Below are 17,589 nucleotides of genomic sequence, written 5' to 3'. Positions count from 1 at the left end.
GGGCAACCTTGCTGATCACAGTCTCACAGAACCAGGACGGCCATTTTACCGGACCAGTTCCCTATACTCAGAAGCGTCCCGAATACATTCCGGAAAATAAGACGCGGCATTATAGCGGCATCGATAGACCGAGTCGAGGAGAGTAACCAGACTATTGGCGGAGGGCTTTCACACTTTTCATCTGCAAACCATCTGTAAATGGATCAATCGGCGTTGCCGGCGGTTCGGCGCTGGGCGAATCACGTCACTTAACGCTGCAATCCCGCGCCGCCACAGGGCGGAGACGAAGGCACCGCCATCTGCAGGTCCAGCCACTCTTTCGGCGTGTAGGTATGCAGCGCCAGCGCATGCACCGCCCCCGCCAGTTCATCAGCCAATACACGGTAAATCGCGCGATGACGGCCAATCACCCGCTCGCCGGTAAAGCATTCACTGACCAGCACCACCTTGAAATGGCTTTCAGAGCCGGCAGGCACGTTATGACGATAACTTTCGTCAATAACTTCAATGCGTTGCGGTTCAAACTCCGCACGCAACTTGGCTTCTATCGTTTCACGAATCATAGGGTTACCTTTTTCAGGCGTCAGTGAAAATTGCGTCGATAAAACGGCCTTTTATCACTGACTGCTCGCTTATCCACTTCAATTTTATTCATTTTTTGATTATTAATGGGAATATATCGACTATCCGGATACGCGGCGACAAGGCGGATTCATCAACCCGACATGCCATTATCCGGTTCCAGACGTCACTCACGCATAGCACGCTGGAAAAAAGGAATGCAGCTCAGCAGGATACTGACCACTTTCTGCTCTTTCCCTTGTCCAAGACGATGATATGATACCGGACTATGTTTATCAGCCAACCACCGTTTCATGACGAGAAGACACGCATGTTAAAAAAATTCATTTTCCCGTTGTTCGCCGCACTCGTGCTGGCAGGATGCGCCAGCAAGAGCAACACGCTGGATGTCACCCCGAAAATCGCACTGCCGTCGCAGGATCCGACCCTGATGGGAGTGACCATCAGCATTAACGGCGCCGACCAGCGTGCCGACCAGTCGCTGGCGCGGGTCAACCGTGACGGCCAGTTAGTGACCCTGACACCGTCGCGCGATTTGCGTTTCCTGCTGCAGGAAGTGCTGGAGAAACAGATGTCGACCCGCGGTTACATGATCGGCACCGGCGGCCCGGTGGCGCTGCAGGTGGTGGTTAATACCCTGTATGCTGATGTCGCCGAAGGCAATCTGCGCTACAACATCACCACCCGCGCGGATATCTCCATTATCGCGCAGGCCGCCAACGGCAATAAGCAGATCAAGAACTATCGCGCCAGCTATAATGTACAGGGCGCGCTTACCGCCACTAACAGCAAGATTACCGAGTCGGTCAATCAGGTGTTGAGTGATGTCATTAGCGATATGGCTCAGGACACCAGCATTAGTACCTTCATCAAAACCAACTCCCGGTAACAGTTTATTCCGCCTCACCTCCCTTGCCCTGTCAGGGCAAGGGAAAAGGACCTCGCATGCTCAGCCGTCTTTTTTCGCTTTTCCGTGAACGCAACAGTGTCATTCTTCTGATTTTGGGTTTTGCCTCGGGTTTACCGCTGGCACTGACTTCCGGCACGTTGCAGGCGTGGATGACGGTAGAAAATGTGGATCTAAAAACCATCGGCTTCTTTTCGCTGGTGGGACAAGCCTATGTCTTCAAATTCCTGTGGTCGCCGCTGATGGACCGCTATACGCCGCCGTTTATGGGGCGCCGCCGCGGCTGGCTGCTGGTGACGCAGTTGTCGCTGGTAGCGGCGATCGTCTTTATCGGTACGCTGAATCCATCGCATCATTTATGGTGGCTGGCAATGCTGGCTGTCATCATCGCGTTCTGTTCCGCATCGCAGGACATCGTGTTTGATGCGTACAAAACCGATTTGCTGCCGCCGGAGGAACGCGGCAGCGGCGCGGCCATTTCCGTTCTGGGCTATCGGCTGGCCATGCTGGTTTCCGGCGGCCTGGCGCTGTGGATTGCCGATCGTTTTCTCGGCTGGCAAGCCACCTATTGGCTGATGGCGGGTCTGTTGTTGCTGTGCACGCTGGCGACCTGGCTGTCGCCGGAACCTGCCGTCAGCGAACCCGCTCCGCAGTCTCTTGAACAAGCGGTTTTCGCACCGCTGAAAGATTTTTTCAGCCGCAATAATGCCTGGCTGATTCTGATGCTGATTGTGCTTTATAAGCTGGGGGATGCGTTTGCCGTCAGCCTCAGCACGACCTTTCTGATCCGGGGGGTCGGTTTCAATCCAGGCGAAGTGGGGTTGGTCAATAAGACCCTGGGCCTGTTCGCCACGATTATCGGCGCGCTGTACGGCGGGGTGCTGATGCAACGCTGGACGCTGTTCCGGTCATTGATGCTGTTCGGCCTGCTGCAGGCCGTGTCGAATGCCGGTTACTGGCTACTTGCTGTCACGGACAAGCAGTTATTTACCATGGCATCGGCGGTGTTTCTGGAAAACCTGTGCGGCGGCATGGGAACCGCGGCCTTTGTGGCGTTATTGATGACGCTTTGTAACAAATCGTTTTCCGCAACCCAGTTCGCTCTGCTGTCCGCCTTGTCGGCAGTCGGACGGGTTTACGTCGGCCCGATTGCCGGCTGGTTTGTCGAACTGTACGGCTGGGCATGGTTTTACCTGTTTTCGATCATCATCGCCATTCCGGGGCTGCTCCTGTTAAAAATTTGCCGCCCATCGCTGGAACAGGCGCAATCAGGAGGCGCTTTCACTCGTCGTAACGCCTATCCACACCTTTATACGCTGGCTTCCCGCCTGTTTTTTATCGGCTGCGTACTGTTCGCCGGCGGTCTGCTTGTCTGGGGAATGGTGGGTTTGGGCTGGCTGGGAAACACCGGCGCGGAAAGCATGCTGATGACCGCTGGCGCTATACTGGCGGTACTGGCGATGCTACTCGGCGGCACGCTGGATTATCTGTTGTCACGCCGCCTGTAAATCGAGCGGTTGTAAATCAATAAATGCAGGCTATCGCTAAAAAGCGTGCCGTCATTATCTATTATCACTTTATTAAATTATTTTTCTTCTCAGGCATCAGCGAGTAGAAACATTTATTTCATTATTCTTAATAATTCCGCCTGACCATGTTATTCAGCGCAACTTTATAGAAACGAAATATTAACACCAGAGCGAAATAGTATTCAGAAATAGTTGTAATTCCTGAAAAGCGATACATACTTTTTCTGTAGTCGGTTTACCCACTGTTTTTAAAAGTAATTTTGAGAAATGTATCTCAGATGTGACAGGTCAGGCAAAAACTGTAAACAGCAGGCTGACATCTCTTTAATCATGTTTACAGTGCGGTAACCTTCCCGTAAAATGCCCGCTCGCGTGAAATGACAATAGAGCCCTTGTAATTGAGGTCGCTAGATGAGACTCAGGAAATACAATAAAATTTTTGGGATGTTGTCTTTAATCGCAACCACACTGCTTCTCAGTGGTTGTGATATGGCATTGATGAACCCCAAAGGACAAGTCGGGTTAGAGCAACGTTCGTTGATACTGACAGCACTCGGTTTGATGCTGATCGTTGTTATCCCGGTGATCATTATGACGATTGCCTTCGCCTGGAAGTTCAGAGCTTCCAACGAAAAAGCGAAGTACACGCCAAACTGGTCGCACTCCAACAAAATCGAAGCCGTTGTCTGGACGGTTCCCATCATCATTATCATCATCCTTGGGACGATCACCTGGAAAACCACCCATTCGCTTGATCCCTATAAGCCTCTGGATTCCAATGTCAAACCCATCAATGTTGAAGTGGTGTCGCTGGACTGGAAATGGTTGTTCATCTACCCGGACCTTGGCATCGCCACGGTCAATGAACTGGCATTCCCGACCAATGTTCCGGTCAACTTCAAGATTACGTCCGATACGGTGATGAACTCCTTCTTTATTCCGCGTCTTGGTGGTCAGATCTATGCCATGGCCGGGATGCAGACCCAGTTGCACCTGATCGCCAATGAGCCGGGCAAGTACGACGGCATTTCCGGCGGTTACAGCGGTAAAGGGTTCTCCGGCATGAAATTCACCGCCATCGCGACCCCGGATCAGCAAGCGTTTGACCAATGGGTTGAGAATGTACGCAAGTCATCCAAGACGCTGAGCACGATGAATGACTTTAACAAACTGGCGCAACCTACCGAGTACCACCCGGTGGAGTACTACTCTCAGGTTCAACCTGAGCTGTTCAGCCAGATCATTACCAAATTCATTGGCAACAACATGAACATGCAGCACGGTGCCGAAAGCGAGCCTAAGAAAGAAGAAGGCATGCAGAATCACCAGGGCATGAACATGAGCGAGCACTCCTCTCATTAAAAGGAGTCGAGGGATAAACGATGTTCGGAAAATTAACTCTTGATGCGATCCCCTACCATGAGCCGATTATCATGGTCACGGTGGCGGCAATCATTGTAGGCGGATTGGCGCTGCTGGCTGCCGTTACCTATTTTGGTAAATGGAAATGGCTGTGGTCCGAGTGGTTCACCTCCGTGGACCACAAGAAAATCGGGATCATGTACATCATCGTCGGTCTGGTGATGATGCTGCGTGGTTTTGCCGATGCCGTCATGATGCGTGGTCAGCAGGTGCTGGCCTCCGCCGGTGAAGCGGGTTTCCTCAACCCTCACCACTATGACCAGATCTTCACCGCTCATGGCGTGATCATGATCTTCTTCGTGGCGACGCCGTTCGTGGTCGGTCTGATGAACCTGGCGGTTCCGCTGCAGATCGGCGCACGCGATGTGGCCTTCCCCTTCCTGAACTCACTCAGCTTCTGGCTGTTTGTGGCCGGCGTGGTTCTTATCAACCTGTCTTTGGGCATCGGCGAGTTCGCCCAGACTGGTTGGGTAGCCTATCCGCCCTTGTCAGGTAAGGAATACAGTCCCGGCGTCGGGGTAGACTACTGGATCTGGAGTCTCCAGATTTCCGGTGTGGGTACCACGCTGACTGGCGTCAACTTCTTCGCCACCATCATGAAAATGCGTGCTCCTGGCATGACGCTGATGAAAATGCCGGTGTTCACCTGGACGGCGTTGTGCACCAACGTACTGATTATTGCCGCGTTCCCGATTCTGACGGTGACCATCGCTCTGCTGACGCTGGACCGTTACCTCGGCACCCATTTCTTCACCAATGATATGGGCGGCAACATGATGATGTACATCAACCTGATTTGGGCCTGGGGCCATCCGGAAGTGTACATCCTGGTGCTGCCGGTGTTCGGTATTTACTCCGAAGTAGTGGCAACCTTCTGTAAAAAGCGTCTGTTCGGTTATACCTCGCTGGTATGGGCGACTATCGCTATTACCGTTCTGTCGTTTATCGTCTGGCTGCACCACTTCTTCACCATGGGGTCCGGCGCCAACGTCAACGCCTTCTTTGGTATAGCGACGATGATTATTTCAATCCCGACCGGGGTTAAAATCTTCAACTGGCTATTCACCATGTATCAGGGGCGCATTCAGCCGCACTCCGCCATGCTGTGGACCACCGGCTTCATCATCACCTTCTCCATTGGTGGTATGACCGGGGTACTGCTGGCCGTACCGGGCGCCAACTTTGTACTGCACAACAGTCTGTTCCTGATCGCTCACTTCCATAACGTGATCATCGGCGGCGTGGTGTTTGGCTGCTTTGCCGGTATCACCTACTGGTTCCCGAAAGCATTTGGCTTCAAGCTGAATGAAACCTGGGGCAAACGCGCCTTCTGGTTCTGGATTATCGGTTTCTTCGTAGCCTTTATGCCGCTGTACGTGCTGGGCTTCATGGGGATGACCCGTCGTCTGAGCCAACAGATCAATCCGGAATTCCACCCGCTGCTGGTGGTGGCCTCTATCGGTGCCGGCCTGATTGCGCTGGGCGTCCTGTGCCAGATTATCCAGTTTGCCGTCAGTATCCGCGACCGCGACCAGAACCGCGACCTGACCGGCGACCCGTGGGATGGCCGTACGCTGGAATGGGCAACGTCTTCTCCGCCGCCGTTCTATAACTTTGCCATTGTGCCGCATATTCAGGAACGCGATGCATTCTGGGAAATCAAAGAAAAAGGCGATGCTTATCGCAAACCGGCCCAGTATGAAGAAATTCATATGCCGAAGAATACCGGCGCAGGCGTGATCATCTCCGCATTCAGTCTGGTATTTGGTTTCGCGATGATCTGGTACATCTGGTGGCTGGCGATTATCGGCTTTGTGGGCATGGTTGCGACCTGGATCGTGCACAGCTTTAATCAGGACGTGGATTACTACGTGCCGGTTAAAGAGGTCGAACAAATCGAAAATCAAAACTTCGATAAACTCAGCAAAGCAGGCGTGAAAAATGTCCACTGATACGTTAACTCATCATAATGCAGCCCATGCCGAGCATGGGCACCACGACACCGGCGCCAATAAGGTCTTCGGTTTCTGGATCTACCTGATGAGCGACTGCATCCTGTTCGGGATGTTGTTCGCGACCTACGCCGTTCTGGTGAACGGCACCGCTGGCGGCCCGACCGGCAAGGAACTGTTCGATCTGAAGTTCGTGCTGGTGGAAACCTTCGCCCTGCTGTTCAGTAGTATCACCTACGGCATGGCGATGATTGCCATGAACAAAGGCAACAAGAGCCAGGTTAACGCCTGGCTGGGTTTGACCTTCCTGTTCGGGCTGGTGTTCATCGGTATGGAAATCTACGAATTCCATCACCTGATCGCAGAAGGCGCCGGTCCTGACCGCAGCGCGTTCCTGTCCGCATTCTTTGCGCTGGTCGGTACCCACGGTATCCACGTGACCTCCGGTCTGATCTGGATTGCCATCATGATGATCCAGGTAACGAAATACGGCCTGACCAGCACCAACAAGACCCGTCTGATGTGTCTGAGCCTGTTCTGGCACTTCCTTGACGTGGTATGGATTTGTGTCTTCACTGTTGTTTATCTGATGGGGGCGATGTAATGAGTCATTCCACACACGATCATGCCGGCGCCAGCCACGGTAGCGTGAAGTCCTATCTGATTGGTTTCGTCCTGTCCATCATCCTGACCGTTATTCCGTTCGGTCTGGTGATGAACGGTTCGGCTTCCCACAACGTCATTCTGCTGACCGTGCTGGGCTGCGCCGTTATCCAGATTCTGGTTCATCTGGTGTACTTCCTGCATCTCAATACCTCATCAGAAGAGCGTTGGAATGTGGTAGCCATTGTGTTTACCGCCCTGATTATCGCAATCGTGGTGGTGGGATCCCTGTGGATCATGATGAATGCGCACCACAACATGATGATTCAGTAACCGAGCCTTTTACATGATGATTAAGCAATACCTGCAGGTCACCAAACCCGGCATTATTTTTGGCAACCTGATTTCCGTTATCGGCGGATTTTTGCTGGCAGCCAAGGGCACCATCAACTATCCGCTGTTTGTCGCGACCCTGATCGGGGTGTCGCTGGTCGTTGCATCGGGTTGCGTCTTTAACAACGTTATCGATCGCGATATCGACAAAAAAATGGAGAGGACCAAGAATCGGGTTCTGGTGAAGGGGCTGATTCCGCTGAAAAACACGCTGATTTACGCTTCGCTGTTGGGTATTGCTGGCTTCGCGTTACTGTACCTCGCGGCAAATCCGCTGGCCATGTGGCTGGCGGTGATGGGGTTTGTGGTATATGTCGGCGTTTACAGCCTGTACATGAAACGCCACTCGGTTTACGGCACGTTGATTGGCAGCCTGTCAGGCGCGGCGCCGCCGGTAATCGGCTATTGCGCCGTCAGCAATCAGTTTGACGCCGGCGCGCTGATTCTACTGCTGATTTTCAGCCTGTGGCAGATGCCGCACTCCTATGCCATCGCGATTTTCCGCTTTAAGGATTATCAGGCCGCCAATATTCCGGTGCTGCCGGTCGTCAAAGGCATTTCCGTGGCGAAGCATCATATTACGCTGTATATCCTGGCGTTTATGATTGCGACCCTGATGCTGTCGCTGGGCGGCTACGCCGGTTATAAATACCTGGTGGTGGCGGCGGCGGTCAGCGTCTGGTGGCTTGGCATGGCGTTGTCCGGCTATAAAAGCCCGAACGACGATCGCGTATGGGCAAGAAAGCTGTTCGTGTTTTCCATCGTGGCTATCACTTCCCTGAGCGTCATGATGTCGGTGGATTCGATGGCGCCCATGCAGGAAACGCTGCTGACTTACCTGCACTGATAGTCATCAGTACACGCTTACCGACAGACGGGCTTGCCCGTCTGTTTTTTTTCATGCAACGATTGGCCGGTCTACACTGAGGCCCACCACAGAGGGTTTTCCCAGTAATCAGCCTGACTGAAATCAAACTTACCACACCCGCCCTCTCCTCCCCCAGCGAGCCTCGCTGAGTGTGGCGCAAATCAAAGAACGCTGAAAAACCTGGCGCTAAAGTGCCGGACGTTTTAGGATAAAAACTCATTTTTATTTGCTAATCGTCCGCGAGCGCTGATGGATCCTCTTTCCGATGTTCTAGCCTTATTGAAGCCAGTTAACTACATGTCTGCCGGATTTGACGGCGGCGGCGACTGGGCGATTCAATTCCCTGACCAAACGGGAACGATCAAGAGCGGCGCGATAGTCACGGGGCGCTGCTGGCTAGCGGTGGAGGGGGTTGACGAGCCGGTTCAACTCGAAAGCGGCGACTGTTTTGTTCTTCCGCGAGGGGAACCGTTTCACCTTGCCAGCCAAATGGACGTTAAGCCGGTGCAGGCGGCGGAGGTGTTCACGGGAGCGGAAAGCGGCGGCATAGTTAGCTGGAACGGCGGCGGCGACGTATTTATCGTCAGTAGCCGCTTCTCCGTTTCCGAACTGCATGCCGACATGCTATTGAAACTTTTGCCCCGCATCGTTCACATCCGTAGCACCGCGGATCAAACAACACTACGGTGGCTGGTAGAACGAATGATGCAGGAACTGCGAGTACCGCAGCCCGGCAGCGTCCTCATCTTGCAGCATTTGGCGCACATGATCCTGGTGCAAGCGCTCAGGCTGCATCTGGATTGCCATGACGTCGGGCTGCTGTCAGCTCTGGCCGACAAAAACGTTGGTGCGGCAATCGCCGCCATCCATGAAAAACCCGCCCTGAACTGGACGGTTCAGGAACTGGGCGAACTGACGGGTATGTCGCGCTCCTCATTCGCACAGCGTTTTAAAGAAGCCGTCGGTACGTCTCCAATCAATTACCTGACGCGATGGCGTATGCTGCTCGCCAGCGATCGACTAATGAACTCAGACGATCCGGTTTCCACCATCGCCTTTTCGCTTGGGTATGAATCGGAAAGCGCATTCAGCACCGCGTTCAAGCGAATTATAGGGCACTCCCCAAGGCGATATAGCCGCTCGGTAGGACCGGGCGCATAACTTGCCTCAGCCCTTACCTCCGGATGAAACCTCAAGGGCGTCATATCCCTCGCTCTTAATGCAGAGTAATATTTCCCCAAAAACGCCACATCCCGACTCTGGACGATAGCGAAAGATATTTGGATTTACCGGTATAGATCGTACAAAACGAGTCCAATAGAATGCCCCAACGGCTTGAGATTGAGGCACCCAATCACCCCATCATCAGCCGTTTTTTCACCATGCTTTTTCACCAGGAAATGAAAAAGGGGGCTCGACCATGCGAATTTTTGTTACTGGAGCCAGCGGATTCGTCGGCTCCGCGGTTATCCGCGAATTGATCGCTAATGGATACCAGGTTCTTGGGCTTGTCCGCTCAGACAAGTCCGCCGATGATTTACGGGCTATCGGCGGTTCGGTTCATCGCGGCGACATAGAGGATCTCGACAGCGTTCTCGCCGGGGCTGCGGTCTGTGACAGCATTATCCATACCGCCTTTGACAATGATTTTTCCAAATTTCAGACCAACTGCGAAACTGACCGTCGCTTGATCGAGGCACTGGGATCAGTTATCGAAGGATCCCCCCGCCGGCTTGTGATTACATCAGCCATTGGCATTCTTCCCAAGAGCCAAAGAACCACCGAAGACTCAATGCCCGCAATGGGGTCTGCAGCGAATCCGCGTGCAGCAACGGAAGAAGCCGTCGACGCGGTCATCGCAAAGGGCGTCCATGCCTCGATCGTCCGGCTCGCCTCGTCCGTTCACGGCGAAGGCGACCATGCGTTCGTGCCTTTACTGATCGACATTGCGCGCAAAACAGGGGTTTCGGCCTACATCGGAGACGGTCAAAATTGCTGGCCAGCCGTGCATCGTCTCGACGCTGCAATGCTGTATCGTCTCGCACTGGAACGAGGTACCTCGGGCGCTCGCTATCATGCCGTCACCGAGGAACGCATTCCGTTCAGAGACATCGCCATTGCTATCGGCCGTGGGTTAGGCGTACCCATCATTTCGAAGTCCGCAGCCGAAGCAGAGGCGCACTTCGGATGGTTCTCGCATTTTGTTTCATTCGACCTGGACGCATCAAGCCGCCTGACGCGGGAAAGACTCGGCTGGAACCCGATTATGCCTTCGCTGCTTTCCGATCTCGAAGGAGAGATGTATTTCCAGACACCTGAATCTGCACACACCTAGCGCCGACTGAGTGGGCAACCCGGCCTGGAATGCAATCTGCTAAACAGACAGAAGAAATTCTAAACCGGCGTTGCTCCTTGCTATCAGGGCGAACCTGAGTTGCGCAGCTCACTTATGAATAATCGTTCGAGCACATGTTGCAGCGACCGGCGATGGAGCGAAATGCGTAGAACAGCGAAGGCGGCCGACCTCCATCGCACGTCTGCCTGGCAACAAAGGAGGCATGTATGAAACAGATTTATCCCGATCTCTGGCAGACCCGTGTGGAGCACCCATTCTCGGGCGTAAACTCCCACGCCTATCTGCTGGTACAAAACACCGGCAACATCCTCTTTTACAACTCTGGCTCGCGGCAGGAGCATCGACACATTCAAGAACTGGGCGGAGTAGCCTATCAGTTTTTGAGCCACCGGGATGAAGTAGGCGGCGCACTCGCCGAGATAAAAACGCTTTTTGGCTCGAAACTCTGTTGCCACCGACTAGAGGAACCGGACGTTAGAAAGGTAACGCCGGTCGATTATCTGTTCGATAGACGGGAGACCCTTCAGGGCAACATCGAGGTGATACCAACCCCCGGTCATACCAAAGGCAGCGTGTGTTTTCTGGTTCATTCAGTTCATGGGCAAACATATCTCTTTACCGGAGACACTATCTATATGAACCACGGGATGTGGGAAACCCGCACCAATTGGTATGAAGGCGGCTCGAAATCGGACCTCAAGAGCAGCCTTATGCTTCTGCGCGACCTCGAACCTACGGTAGTTATTTCAAGCGCCTCGGTTGGCACCGTTCCGTTCAAAGCGGTCTCCGCAGAGGAATGGCGGTCTGATATCGACAATGTCCTTCGCGCTCTGTCCTAACGTTTCTCAGCAGAGCGTTCGGATCTCACACTTTCGCTTTTTGCGGAGGAGAAGGCGCACGTCATATGATGGAGGGCAAGAAGTGAGTTAGCGTGAACTAACCCGTGCCCTCCGGCCTGCCGCTGCGATGCGCCACTGTGGCTCCCGCCCCATAAAACGCTGGCGCCGTACAAAGGTTAAAACCCTCGCTGATTCATTGCCTTATTTTATATTTATCGCCACTACCGACCGCGTAATGAACCTGGCGGCGGACATTTTTTATCCTCCCTCCCCTGTTTTGCCAAATACAGAAACAAACCTGTCGTTTACGCTTTTGGGCCCGGACACTAAAATAGCGCTAACGAAATGTCAGAGGTAGCAATGAACGATAATCGCATGACCCCTGTTGAGCAGAGGGCGACATGGGGACTGGGTCTGGTCTTTTCACTTCGCATGCTGGGCATGTTCATGGTGCTTCCGGTGCTGACCACTTACGGAATGGCCCTGCAGGGCGCCAGCGAATCACTGATTGGCGTAGCAATAGGCATTTATGGCCTGATGCAGGCTATCTTCCAAATCCCATTCGGGCTAATGTCCGACCGCATCGGGCGTAAACCGCTGATTGTCGGCGGTCTGCTGATATTTGTGCTGGGCAGCGTCATCGCCGCGCTCAGCGACTCTATCTGGGGCATTATTCTGGGCCGCGCGCTGCAAGGCTCCGGCGCCATTTCCGCTGCGGTCATGGCGTTGCTGTCGGATTTAACCCGCGAACAAAACCGCACCAAAGCGATGGCGTTCATCGGCGTCAGTTTCGGCGTTACCTTTGCCATCGCCATGGTGGTCGGTCCGATTGTCACCCACGCCTTGGGTCTGAATGCGCTGTTCTGGGGGATCGCATTGCTGGCGCTGCTGGCTATCGTTATTACCCTGGCAGTCATCCCCTCGTCGTCATCCCATGTGCTGAATCGCGAGTCCGCTATCGTACGCGACGGCGTCGGCAAAGTGCTGGCCAACCGCCGACTACTAAAGCTCAACTTCGGTATCATGTGCCTGCACATCCTGCTGATGTCGAGCTTTGTGGCATTACCGCGGGTAATGGAACAGGCAGGTCTGGCGCCGCAGCATCACTGGAAAGTCTATCTGGTGACGATGCTGGTGTCGTTCGCCGCCGTCGTGCCGTTCGTCATCTATGCCGAGGTCAAACGGCGGATGAAGCAGGTCTTTATTGCCTGCGTCATGATTCTGATTGCGGCAGAGCTGGTATTGCTGCAGGCGGGCAGCCATGCATTGTGGCAGATCCTTATCGGTATTCAGCTGTTCTTCCTGGGGTTCAACGTTATGGAAGCACTGTTGCCGTCACTGATCAGCAAGGAGTCGCCAGCCGGTTATAAAGGCACCGCGATGGGAGTCTATTCCACCACCCAGTTTATCGGGGTGGCGATTGGCGGCAGCCTCGGCGGCGCGCTATATGACCTGCACGGCGCATCGCTGGTGTTCAGCGCAGGCGCACTGCTGGGGCTGGCCTGGTTGCTGGTCAGTTTCACCATGCAGGAGCCGCCTTATCTGAGCAGCCTGCGGATTGCCCTGCCGGATGAAGCGCTGCGGGATAATGCGCTGTCCGATAAACTGCAGCGGCACCCGGGGGTGGCGGATGTGGTGATTGTACCGGATGAACTCAGCGCCTACGTGAAAATCGACCGCAAGAAGACCAGCCGGCAGCAGTTGGAGCAGTTGGTCAGTCAATAAGGTTCGATGGCTTGCCCACGCCGGGCAAGCCGTATCAAAACATCCCGTTGGTGTTGGCGCTCGTTTCAGGTATCGGCTGAACCACATCCCAGTGTTCCACGATCTTACCGTTATCAACACGCAGAATATCGACCACCGCCCGTCCCCGATCGTCCGGGGCATTCTTCGCCAGTACGTGCAGATAGACCAGATTACCGTCGGTCGCGGTGCGGATAATACGGTGTTCGGATTGCGGATAACGACGGAACAGGTCCGTAAAAAATGCCACAAACGCGTCACGCCCGGTCGCCGCATACGGATTATGCTGAATATAGTCTGCACTCAGGTATTTATCAGCCAGATCGACCCGGCGATGGCTTAATACCTCCGTATAAAACTCAACCACCAACGCCCGGTTCTTTTCTTCCTGCACCAGATCCCGCTTACTGGCAAGTTTGCTGGCTTGTGCATCGCTCAATGGCGATGTCGTCTGAGCCAGGACAGGCAACACCGTTGACAGGCTCAACATCAATGCGGCGCATAGTATTTTCATCGGTCATCACCTTAATAACAGTTGGCGGAAAGTAACGCGCCGTATGATAAATCGGAATACCATACGGCGCGTCCAGACTTCTTATCGGGCAATAATCAGGCCGGCACGGGTGCGTTGGGCGCAATCAGCCCTTCGCGACGTAGCGTGCTCCAGAATTCCGGCGGAATCGCCACTTTCATAGAATCAGCATTAGCCCGTACCTGCCCCGGCACTCGCGATCCTGGAATAACGGCGGATACAATGGGAGGAGCGGCGGCAAACTGTAGCGCCGCCGTGCGAATGTCGATACCAAACCGATCGGCGATCGTCGCCAGTCGCGCACGTTTTTCCACCGCTCCCGACGGAATGTTGTCGCTGAAGTGATAGCGACTGCGCCCGCCCAGAAATCCGTCATTCAGCGGGGTGCCCACCACCACGGAAATGCCTTTCTTTTCCAGCGCCGGAAAGGTTTTATTCAGGGTTTCCGCATGATCCAACAGCGAATACTGACAGGCCAGCAGCACAATATCCGGTGTCGGTACGTCCGACTCGGCCGCCAGCACCGCGGCATTCGGCGTGTTGATGCCAAATCCCCAGCCACGAATCAGCCCTTCATCACGCATCCGCGATAACTCCACCATCGCGCCTTTGGCCGCCTGGGCAAAATGCTCCTGCCACGGGCGCGGCAACTCGGTATTATCCGGCGATAAATCATGGATATAGACAATATCGAGTTTCGGTATGCCCAACCGTTGCAGACTATCTTCAACCGAACGACGCGTGCCGGCGGCAGAAAAATCGTATTCATAACTGAATGGTGCGGGTGATGCCCACAATGCGGCATTGGCAGTAGGTTTTGTCGTCGGTCTCAGTACCCTGCCGACCTTAGTGGAAATAATGTATTCATCCGGGCGCTTGCTGCGCAAAAATCGCCCAAGACGGTACTCACTTAACCCGTAGCCATAAAACGGCGACGTATCGAAATAGCGTACCCCTGAATCCCAGGCGGCCTCCAGTACGCTATGCGCCTGCTCATCGCTGATCGCCGCAAAAATATTGCCGATTTGCGTCCCTCCCATACCAAAGCGATACGGCGTACGGTAGCGCATGCCAGGTATCGACTGATTTAACGGCAGGCTGGTGCGAATAATGTTTCCCCGGGTTGGCAAAATAGAACCACGTTCTTTCAGCGATGCCGGAAGCACCGCCGGAGTACCGTTATTACTTTGTGCTTGAGCGATGCCGTTAAAAGCCAGTGTCGTAATGGCACTGCCAGCGGCAACCTTGAGAAAGTGTCGACGATTCATTGCGCTCTCCTTGTAACAGACTTTTTGATAACTTCGGCACACTCAGCACGTTAGGCAGTAGGACATCCCTGTCCTCTGCTTTATGTTGTCCCAGACGTGGTATGAGTTCGCATTCTTTTACCGTCGACACCTACTGGCTGTGAAGTACTTACAGTCGTGTTAGCAGCATGAATACGTTTGTTTTTTATGTATCAATATGATTTGAAAAGTTTATTTTATTTTTTGTCAACACAGGACGGGAGGGCTTTACAATGCGAAGGGAACAGAACCGGAACATTGCCGCAAAACCATCACCACCTCCCCAGGAAGTGGTTTAAGGTTGGCAATGAAAAAGGCGCCGCTGGCGCCTTATTAACAAACCATACATTTCTGTCGCTGATTAACCGCAACAGGAATAGCGTGGATCAATCGCGGAAGTTATTGAACTGGAAAGGTTGCCCCAGATCGGCGCCACGCACCAGCGCAATCACGCCTTGCAGGTCGTCGCGGGATTTCCCGGTAACACGCACCTGTTCGCCCTGAATCTGCGCCTGAACCTTGAGCTTGCTGTCTTTGATCAGTTTGACGATTTTCTTCGCCAGCGTGGCTTCGATACCCTGTTTCAGCTTGGCTTCCACGCTGTAGGTTTTGCCGCTGTGCTCCATTTCTTCAGGGATTTCCAGCGAACCGCCTTCAATTCCGCGTTTTGCCAGCTTTTCACGAATAATTTCAATCAATTGCTTAACCTGAAAATCCGACTCACTGGCCGCCTTGATGGTTTGTGCTTTTTCATTCAGATCGAAGCTGGCCGGCACATTACGAAAGTCCCAGCGGGTGCCCAGCTCGCGGGTGGCGTTTTCCACCGCATTGCGGACTTCCTGCATGTCGATTTCCGAAACAATATCGAAAGATGGCATAATTTTTTCTCCTGACAATAGCTGCCGAGCATGATAACCGCTCACGCCAAATAAGCAAAATTCGCCCTGCTTACTGCGACTCGCGCAACAAGCGGCGGGCGGACGGCGGCGGAATACTTTATGATAAGCCGGATAAACACAGGCTGGCCCCCGACAAAGGAAACTGCGGATGAAAATTACTGTTCTTGGCTGTGGCGCCATCGGTCAACTCTGGCTCAATGCGTTACACCGGCAAGGGCATGATGTACAAGGCTGGCTGCGTATCCCGCAAACGTCCTGTCAGGTTAACGTTACGATGCTCTCCGGCGAGCGTTGTAACCTTAATCTTACAGCCAACAACGCCGAACATCTGGCGCAAAGCGAACTGCTGCTGGTCACGCTGAAGGCCTGGCAGGTATCCGATGCGGTTTCCGCCCTGCTGCCCCGGTTACGCCCCGACTGCACCATTCTGCTGTTGCACAACGGAATGGGAACCTGGGAAGAACTGCCGGCAATCAGTCAGCCGCTGCTATTGGGGGTGACCACGCACGCGGCACGGCGGGATCCGACGACGGTGGTGCACGTCGCGGCAGGCATCACCCATATCGGTACGCTCGACCGTTCGACAAACCGGGAAGAAGAACAAAGCCAACTGGCGGAAACCCTGCATCAGGCGCTGCCTGACGTCGCCTGGCATAACCACATTACCGCAACCTGCTGGCTAAAACTGGCCGCCAATTGCGTCATCAATCCGCTGACCGTGCTGTATCAATGCACCAACGGCGAATTGCAGGCTTACCCGGAGCAGGTTGAGGCGCTCTGCCAGGAAGTGGCGCAGGTCATGGACCGCGAAGGCTTCCATACTTCGTCGGAAAGCTTGCAACTCTACGTCAATCAAATCATCCAGAACACGGCGGCCAATACCTCCTCGATGCGTCAGGACGTGCTGGCGCAGCGCCATACGGAGATCGACTACATCACCGGTTACCTGCTGCGCCGCGCCCGTGCCCACGGGCTTTCCCTGCCGGAAAACAGCCGTCTGTTCGACTATATCAAACGAAAGGAGAGTGAATATGACCGCCTCGGTTCTGGTCTGTCTGGCACCTGGTAGCGAAGAAATCGAAGCTGTGACCACCATCGATCTGCTGGTCAGGGCAGGAATCCGCGTGACCACGGCCAGCGTGGCGAGCGACGGCAGCACGGAAATCACCTGCTCCCGCGGCGTAAAGCTGATTGCCGACGCGCCGCTGGTGGCCGTTGCCGATCATGACTTTGACGCCGTCGTGCTGCCCGGCGGTTTGCAAGGCGCAGAATGTTTCCGCGACAGCCCGCTGCTGGTTGAGCGTCTGCGGCAAACCCATCAGGAAGGCAAAATCGTGGCGGCGATCTGCGCGTCGCCCGCGGTGGTGCTGGAACACCACCAGTTGTTTCCGATCGGCAATATGACCGGCTATCCAACGCTGAAAGCGCGGATTTCGCCGGAAAAATGGCTGGAAAAGCGCGTGGTGTTCGACCCGCGCGTCAATCTGCTGACCAGCCAGGGCCCCGGCACCAGTATCGACTTCGCCCTGAAGCTGATCGATCTGTTGCTGGGTAAAGACAAGGCGGCGGAAATCGCCGCGCAGCTGGTGCTGCCGCCGGGAATTTACAACTATCAGGACCCGGCCTGACGCTCAGAGACAAAAAAAGCGCCACGTTAGGCGCTTTTTTCTGGTTTACG

General features: G+C 54.2%; 17 protein-coding genes. 13 read left to right on the top strand and 4 right to left on the bottom strand.

The window, feature by feature from the left end:
• Positions 1-248: 248 nt before the first annotated feature.
• Positions 249-563 (bottom strand): transcriptional regulator BolA, encoded by a 315-nt coding sequence (gene bolA / locus DXX3274_RS06085; RefSeq protein WP_042859073.1) that lies wholly within the window; start codon positions 561-563, stop codon positions 249-251.
• A gap of 329 nt (positions 564-892) precedes the next feature.
• On the opposite strand from bolA, the gene DXX3274_RS06075 reads away from it, so the two are divergent.
• The 11 genes from DXX3274_RS06075 (at position 893) to DXX3274_RS06025 (ending at position 13,176) form a co-directional block, all read left to right on the top strand.
• Positions 893-1,471, top strand: coding sequence for a lipoprotein (locus tag DXX3274_RS06075; RefSeq protein WP_038661242.1), 579 nt, complete (start codon positions 893-895; stop codon positions 1,469-1,471).
• 56 nt (positions 1,472-1,527) lie between these two features.
• A complete protein-coding gene (gene ampG, locus DXX3274_RS06070) occupies positions 1,528-2,997 on the top strand; it encodes a muropeptide MFS transporter AmpG (protein ID WP_042859071.1) in 1,470 nt (489 codons plus the stop codon).
• A gap of 432 nt (positions 2,998-3,429) precedes the next feature.
• Positions 3,430-4,380 carry a cytochrome o ubiquinol oxidase subunit II gene (gene cyoA / locus DXX3274_RS06065; RefSeq protein WP_042859070.1) on the top strand — a complete coding sequence of 317 codons (951 nt, stop codon included), beginning with the start codon at positions 3,430-3,432 and terminating at the stop codon, positions 4,378-4,380.
• A gap of 20 nt (positions 4,381-4,400) precedes the next feature.
• Positions 4,401-6,392 (top strand): cytochrome o ubiquinol oxidase subunit I, encoded by a 1,992-nt coding sequence (cyoB, locus tag DXX3274_RS06060; RefSeq protein WP_038900557.1) that lies wholly within the window; start codon positions 4,401-4,403, stop codon positions 6,390-6,392.
• Positions 6,382-6,996: a cytochrome o ubiquinol oxidase subunit III gene (locus DXX3274_RS06055; RefSeq protein ID WP_042859069.1), complete on the top strand. Its 615-nt coding sequence runs from the start codon at positions 6,382-6,384 to the stop codon at positions 6,994-6,996. Before cyoB ends, DXX3274_RS06055 begins: the two co-directional genes overlap by 11 nt.
• Positions 6,996-7,328 carry a cytochrome o ubiquinol oxidase subunit IV gene (locus DXX3274_RS06050; RefSeq protein WP_042859068.1) on the top strand — a complete coding sequence of 111 codons (333 nt, stop codon included), beginning with the start codon at positions 6,996-6,998 and terminating at the stop codon, positions 7,326-7,328. Before DXX3274_RS06055 ends, DXX3274_RS06050 begins: the two co-directional genes overlap by 1 nt.
• A gap of 16 nt (positions 7,329-7,344) precedes the next feature.
• Complete coding sequence (gene cyoE, locus DXX3274_RS06045) at positions 7,345-8,235, top strand: heme o synthase (protein WP_042861920.1); 891 nt, start codon at positions 7,345-7,347, stop codon at positions 8,233-8,235.
• A 270-nt stretch (positions 8,236-8,505) separates the two neighbouring features.
• On the top strand, positions 8,506-9,417 hold the full coding sequence (locus tag DXX3274_RS06040; protein WP_042859067.1) for an AraC family transcriptional regulator: 912 nt from the start codon (positions 8,506-8,508) through the stop codon (positions 9,415-9,417).
• Between the two features lie 259 nt (positions 9,418-9,676).
• Positions 9,677-10,591: an SDR family oxidoreductase gene (locus tag DXX3274_RS06035; protein ID WP_042859066.1), complete on the top strand. Its 915-nt coding sequence runs from the start codon at positions 9,677-9,679 to the stop codon at positions 10,589-10,591.
• Positions 10,592-10,818: 227 nt separating this feature from the next.
• The gene (locus tag DXX3274_RS06030; RefSeq protein WP_042859065.1) at positions 10,819-11,451 is read left to right on the top strand and encodes an MBL fold metallo-hydrolase; all 633 of its coding nucleotides are present in this window, start codon (positions 10,819-10,821) and stop codon (positions 11,449-11,451) included.
• Positions 11,452-11,811: 360 nt separating this feature from the next.
• Positions 11,812-13,176, top strand: a complete 1,365-nt coding sequence (locus DXX3274_RS06025; protein ID WP_042859064.1) for an MFS transporter — start codon at positions 11,812-11,814, stop codon at positions 13,174-13,176.
• Between the two features lie 34 nt (positions 13,177-13,210).
• Here the strand turns inward: DXX3274_RS06025 and DXX3274_RS06020 are convergent, their stop codons facing one another.
• From DXX3274_RS06020 to DXX3274_RS06010, 3 genes are all read right to left on the bottom strand, one after another.
• Entirely contained in the window at positions 13,211-13,708 is a 498-nt protein-coding gene (locus DXX3274_RS06020; protein WP_042859063.1) for a nuclear transport factor 2 family protein, read from the bottom strand.
• Between the two features lie 95 nt (positions 13,709-13,803).
• Positions 13,804-14,994 carry an aldo/keto reductase gene (locus DXX3274_RS06015; RefSeq protein WP_042859062.1) on the bottom strand — a complete coding sequence of 397 codons (1,191 nt, stop codon included), beginning with the start codon at positions 14,992-14,994 and terminating at the stop codon, positions 13,804-13,806.
• A 404-nt stretch (positions 14,995-15,398) separates the two neighbouring features.
• Entirely contained in the window at positions 15,399-15,890 is a 492-nt protein-coding gene (locus DXX3274_RS06010) for a YajQ family cyclic di-GMP-binding protein (RefSeq protein ID WP_038661264.1), read from the bottom strand.
• Between the two features lie 169 nt (positions 15,891-16,059).
• On the opposite strand from DXX3274_RS06010, the gene panE reads away from it, so the two are divergent.
• Positions 16,060-16,980, top strand: coding sequence for a 2-dehydropantoate 2-reductase (panE, locus tag DXX3274_RS06005; RefSeq protein ID WP_042859061.1), 921 nt, complete (start codon positions 16,060-16,062; stop codon positions 16,978-16,980).
• The gene (yajL, locus tag DXX3274_RS06000) at positions 16,943-17,539 is read left to right on the top strand and encodes a protein deglycase YajL (protein ID WP_042859060.1); all 597 of its coding nucleotides are present in this window, start codon (positions 16,943-16,945) and stop codon (positions 17,537-17,539) included. The genes panE and yajL overlap by 38 nt, the downstream gene beginning before the upstream one ends.
• Positions 17,540-17,589 lie beyond the last annotated feature (50 nt).

This window comes from Dickeya sp. NCPPB 3274 (assembly GCF_000406205.1).
Lineage (GTDB): Bacteria > Pseudomonadota > Gammaproteobacteria > Enterobacterales > Enterobacteriaceae > Dickeya > Dickeya fangzhongdai.
Note: the sequence above shows the minus strand (reverse complement) of the source record. Positions and strands in the feature narration are given on the sequence as shown.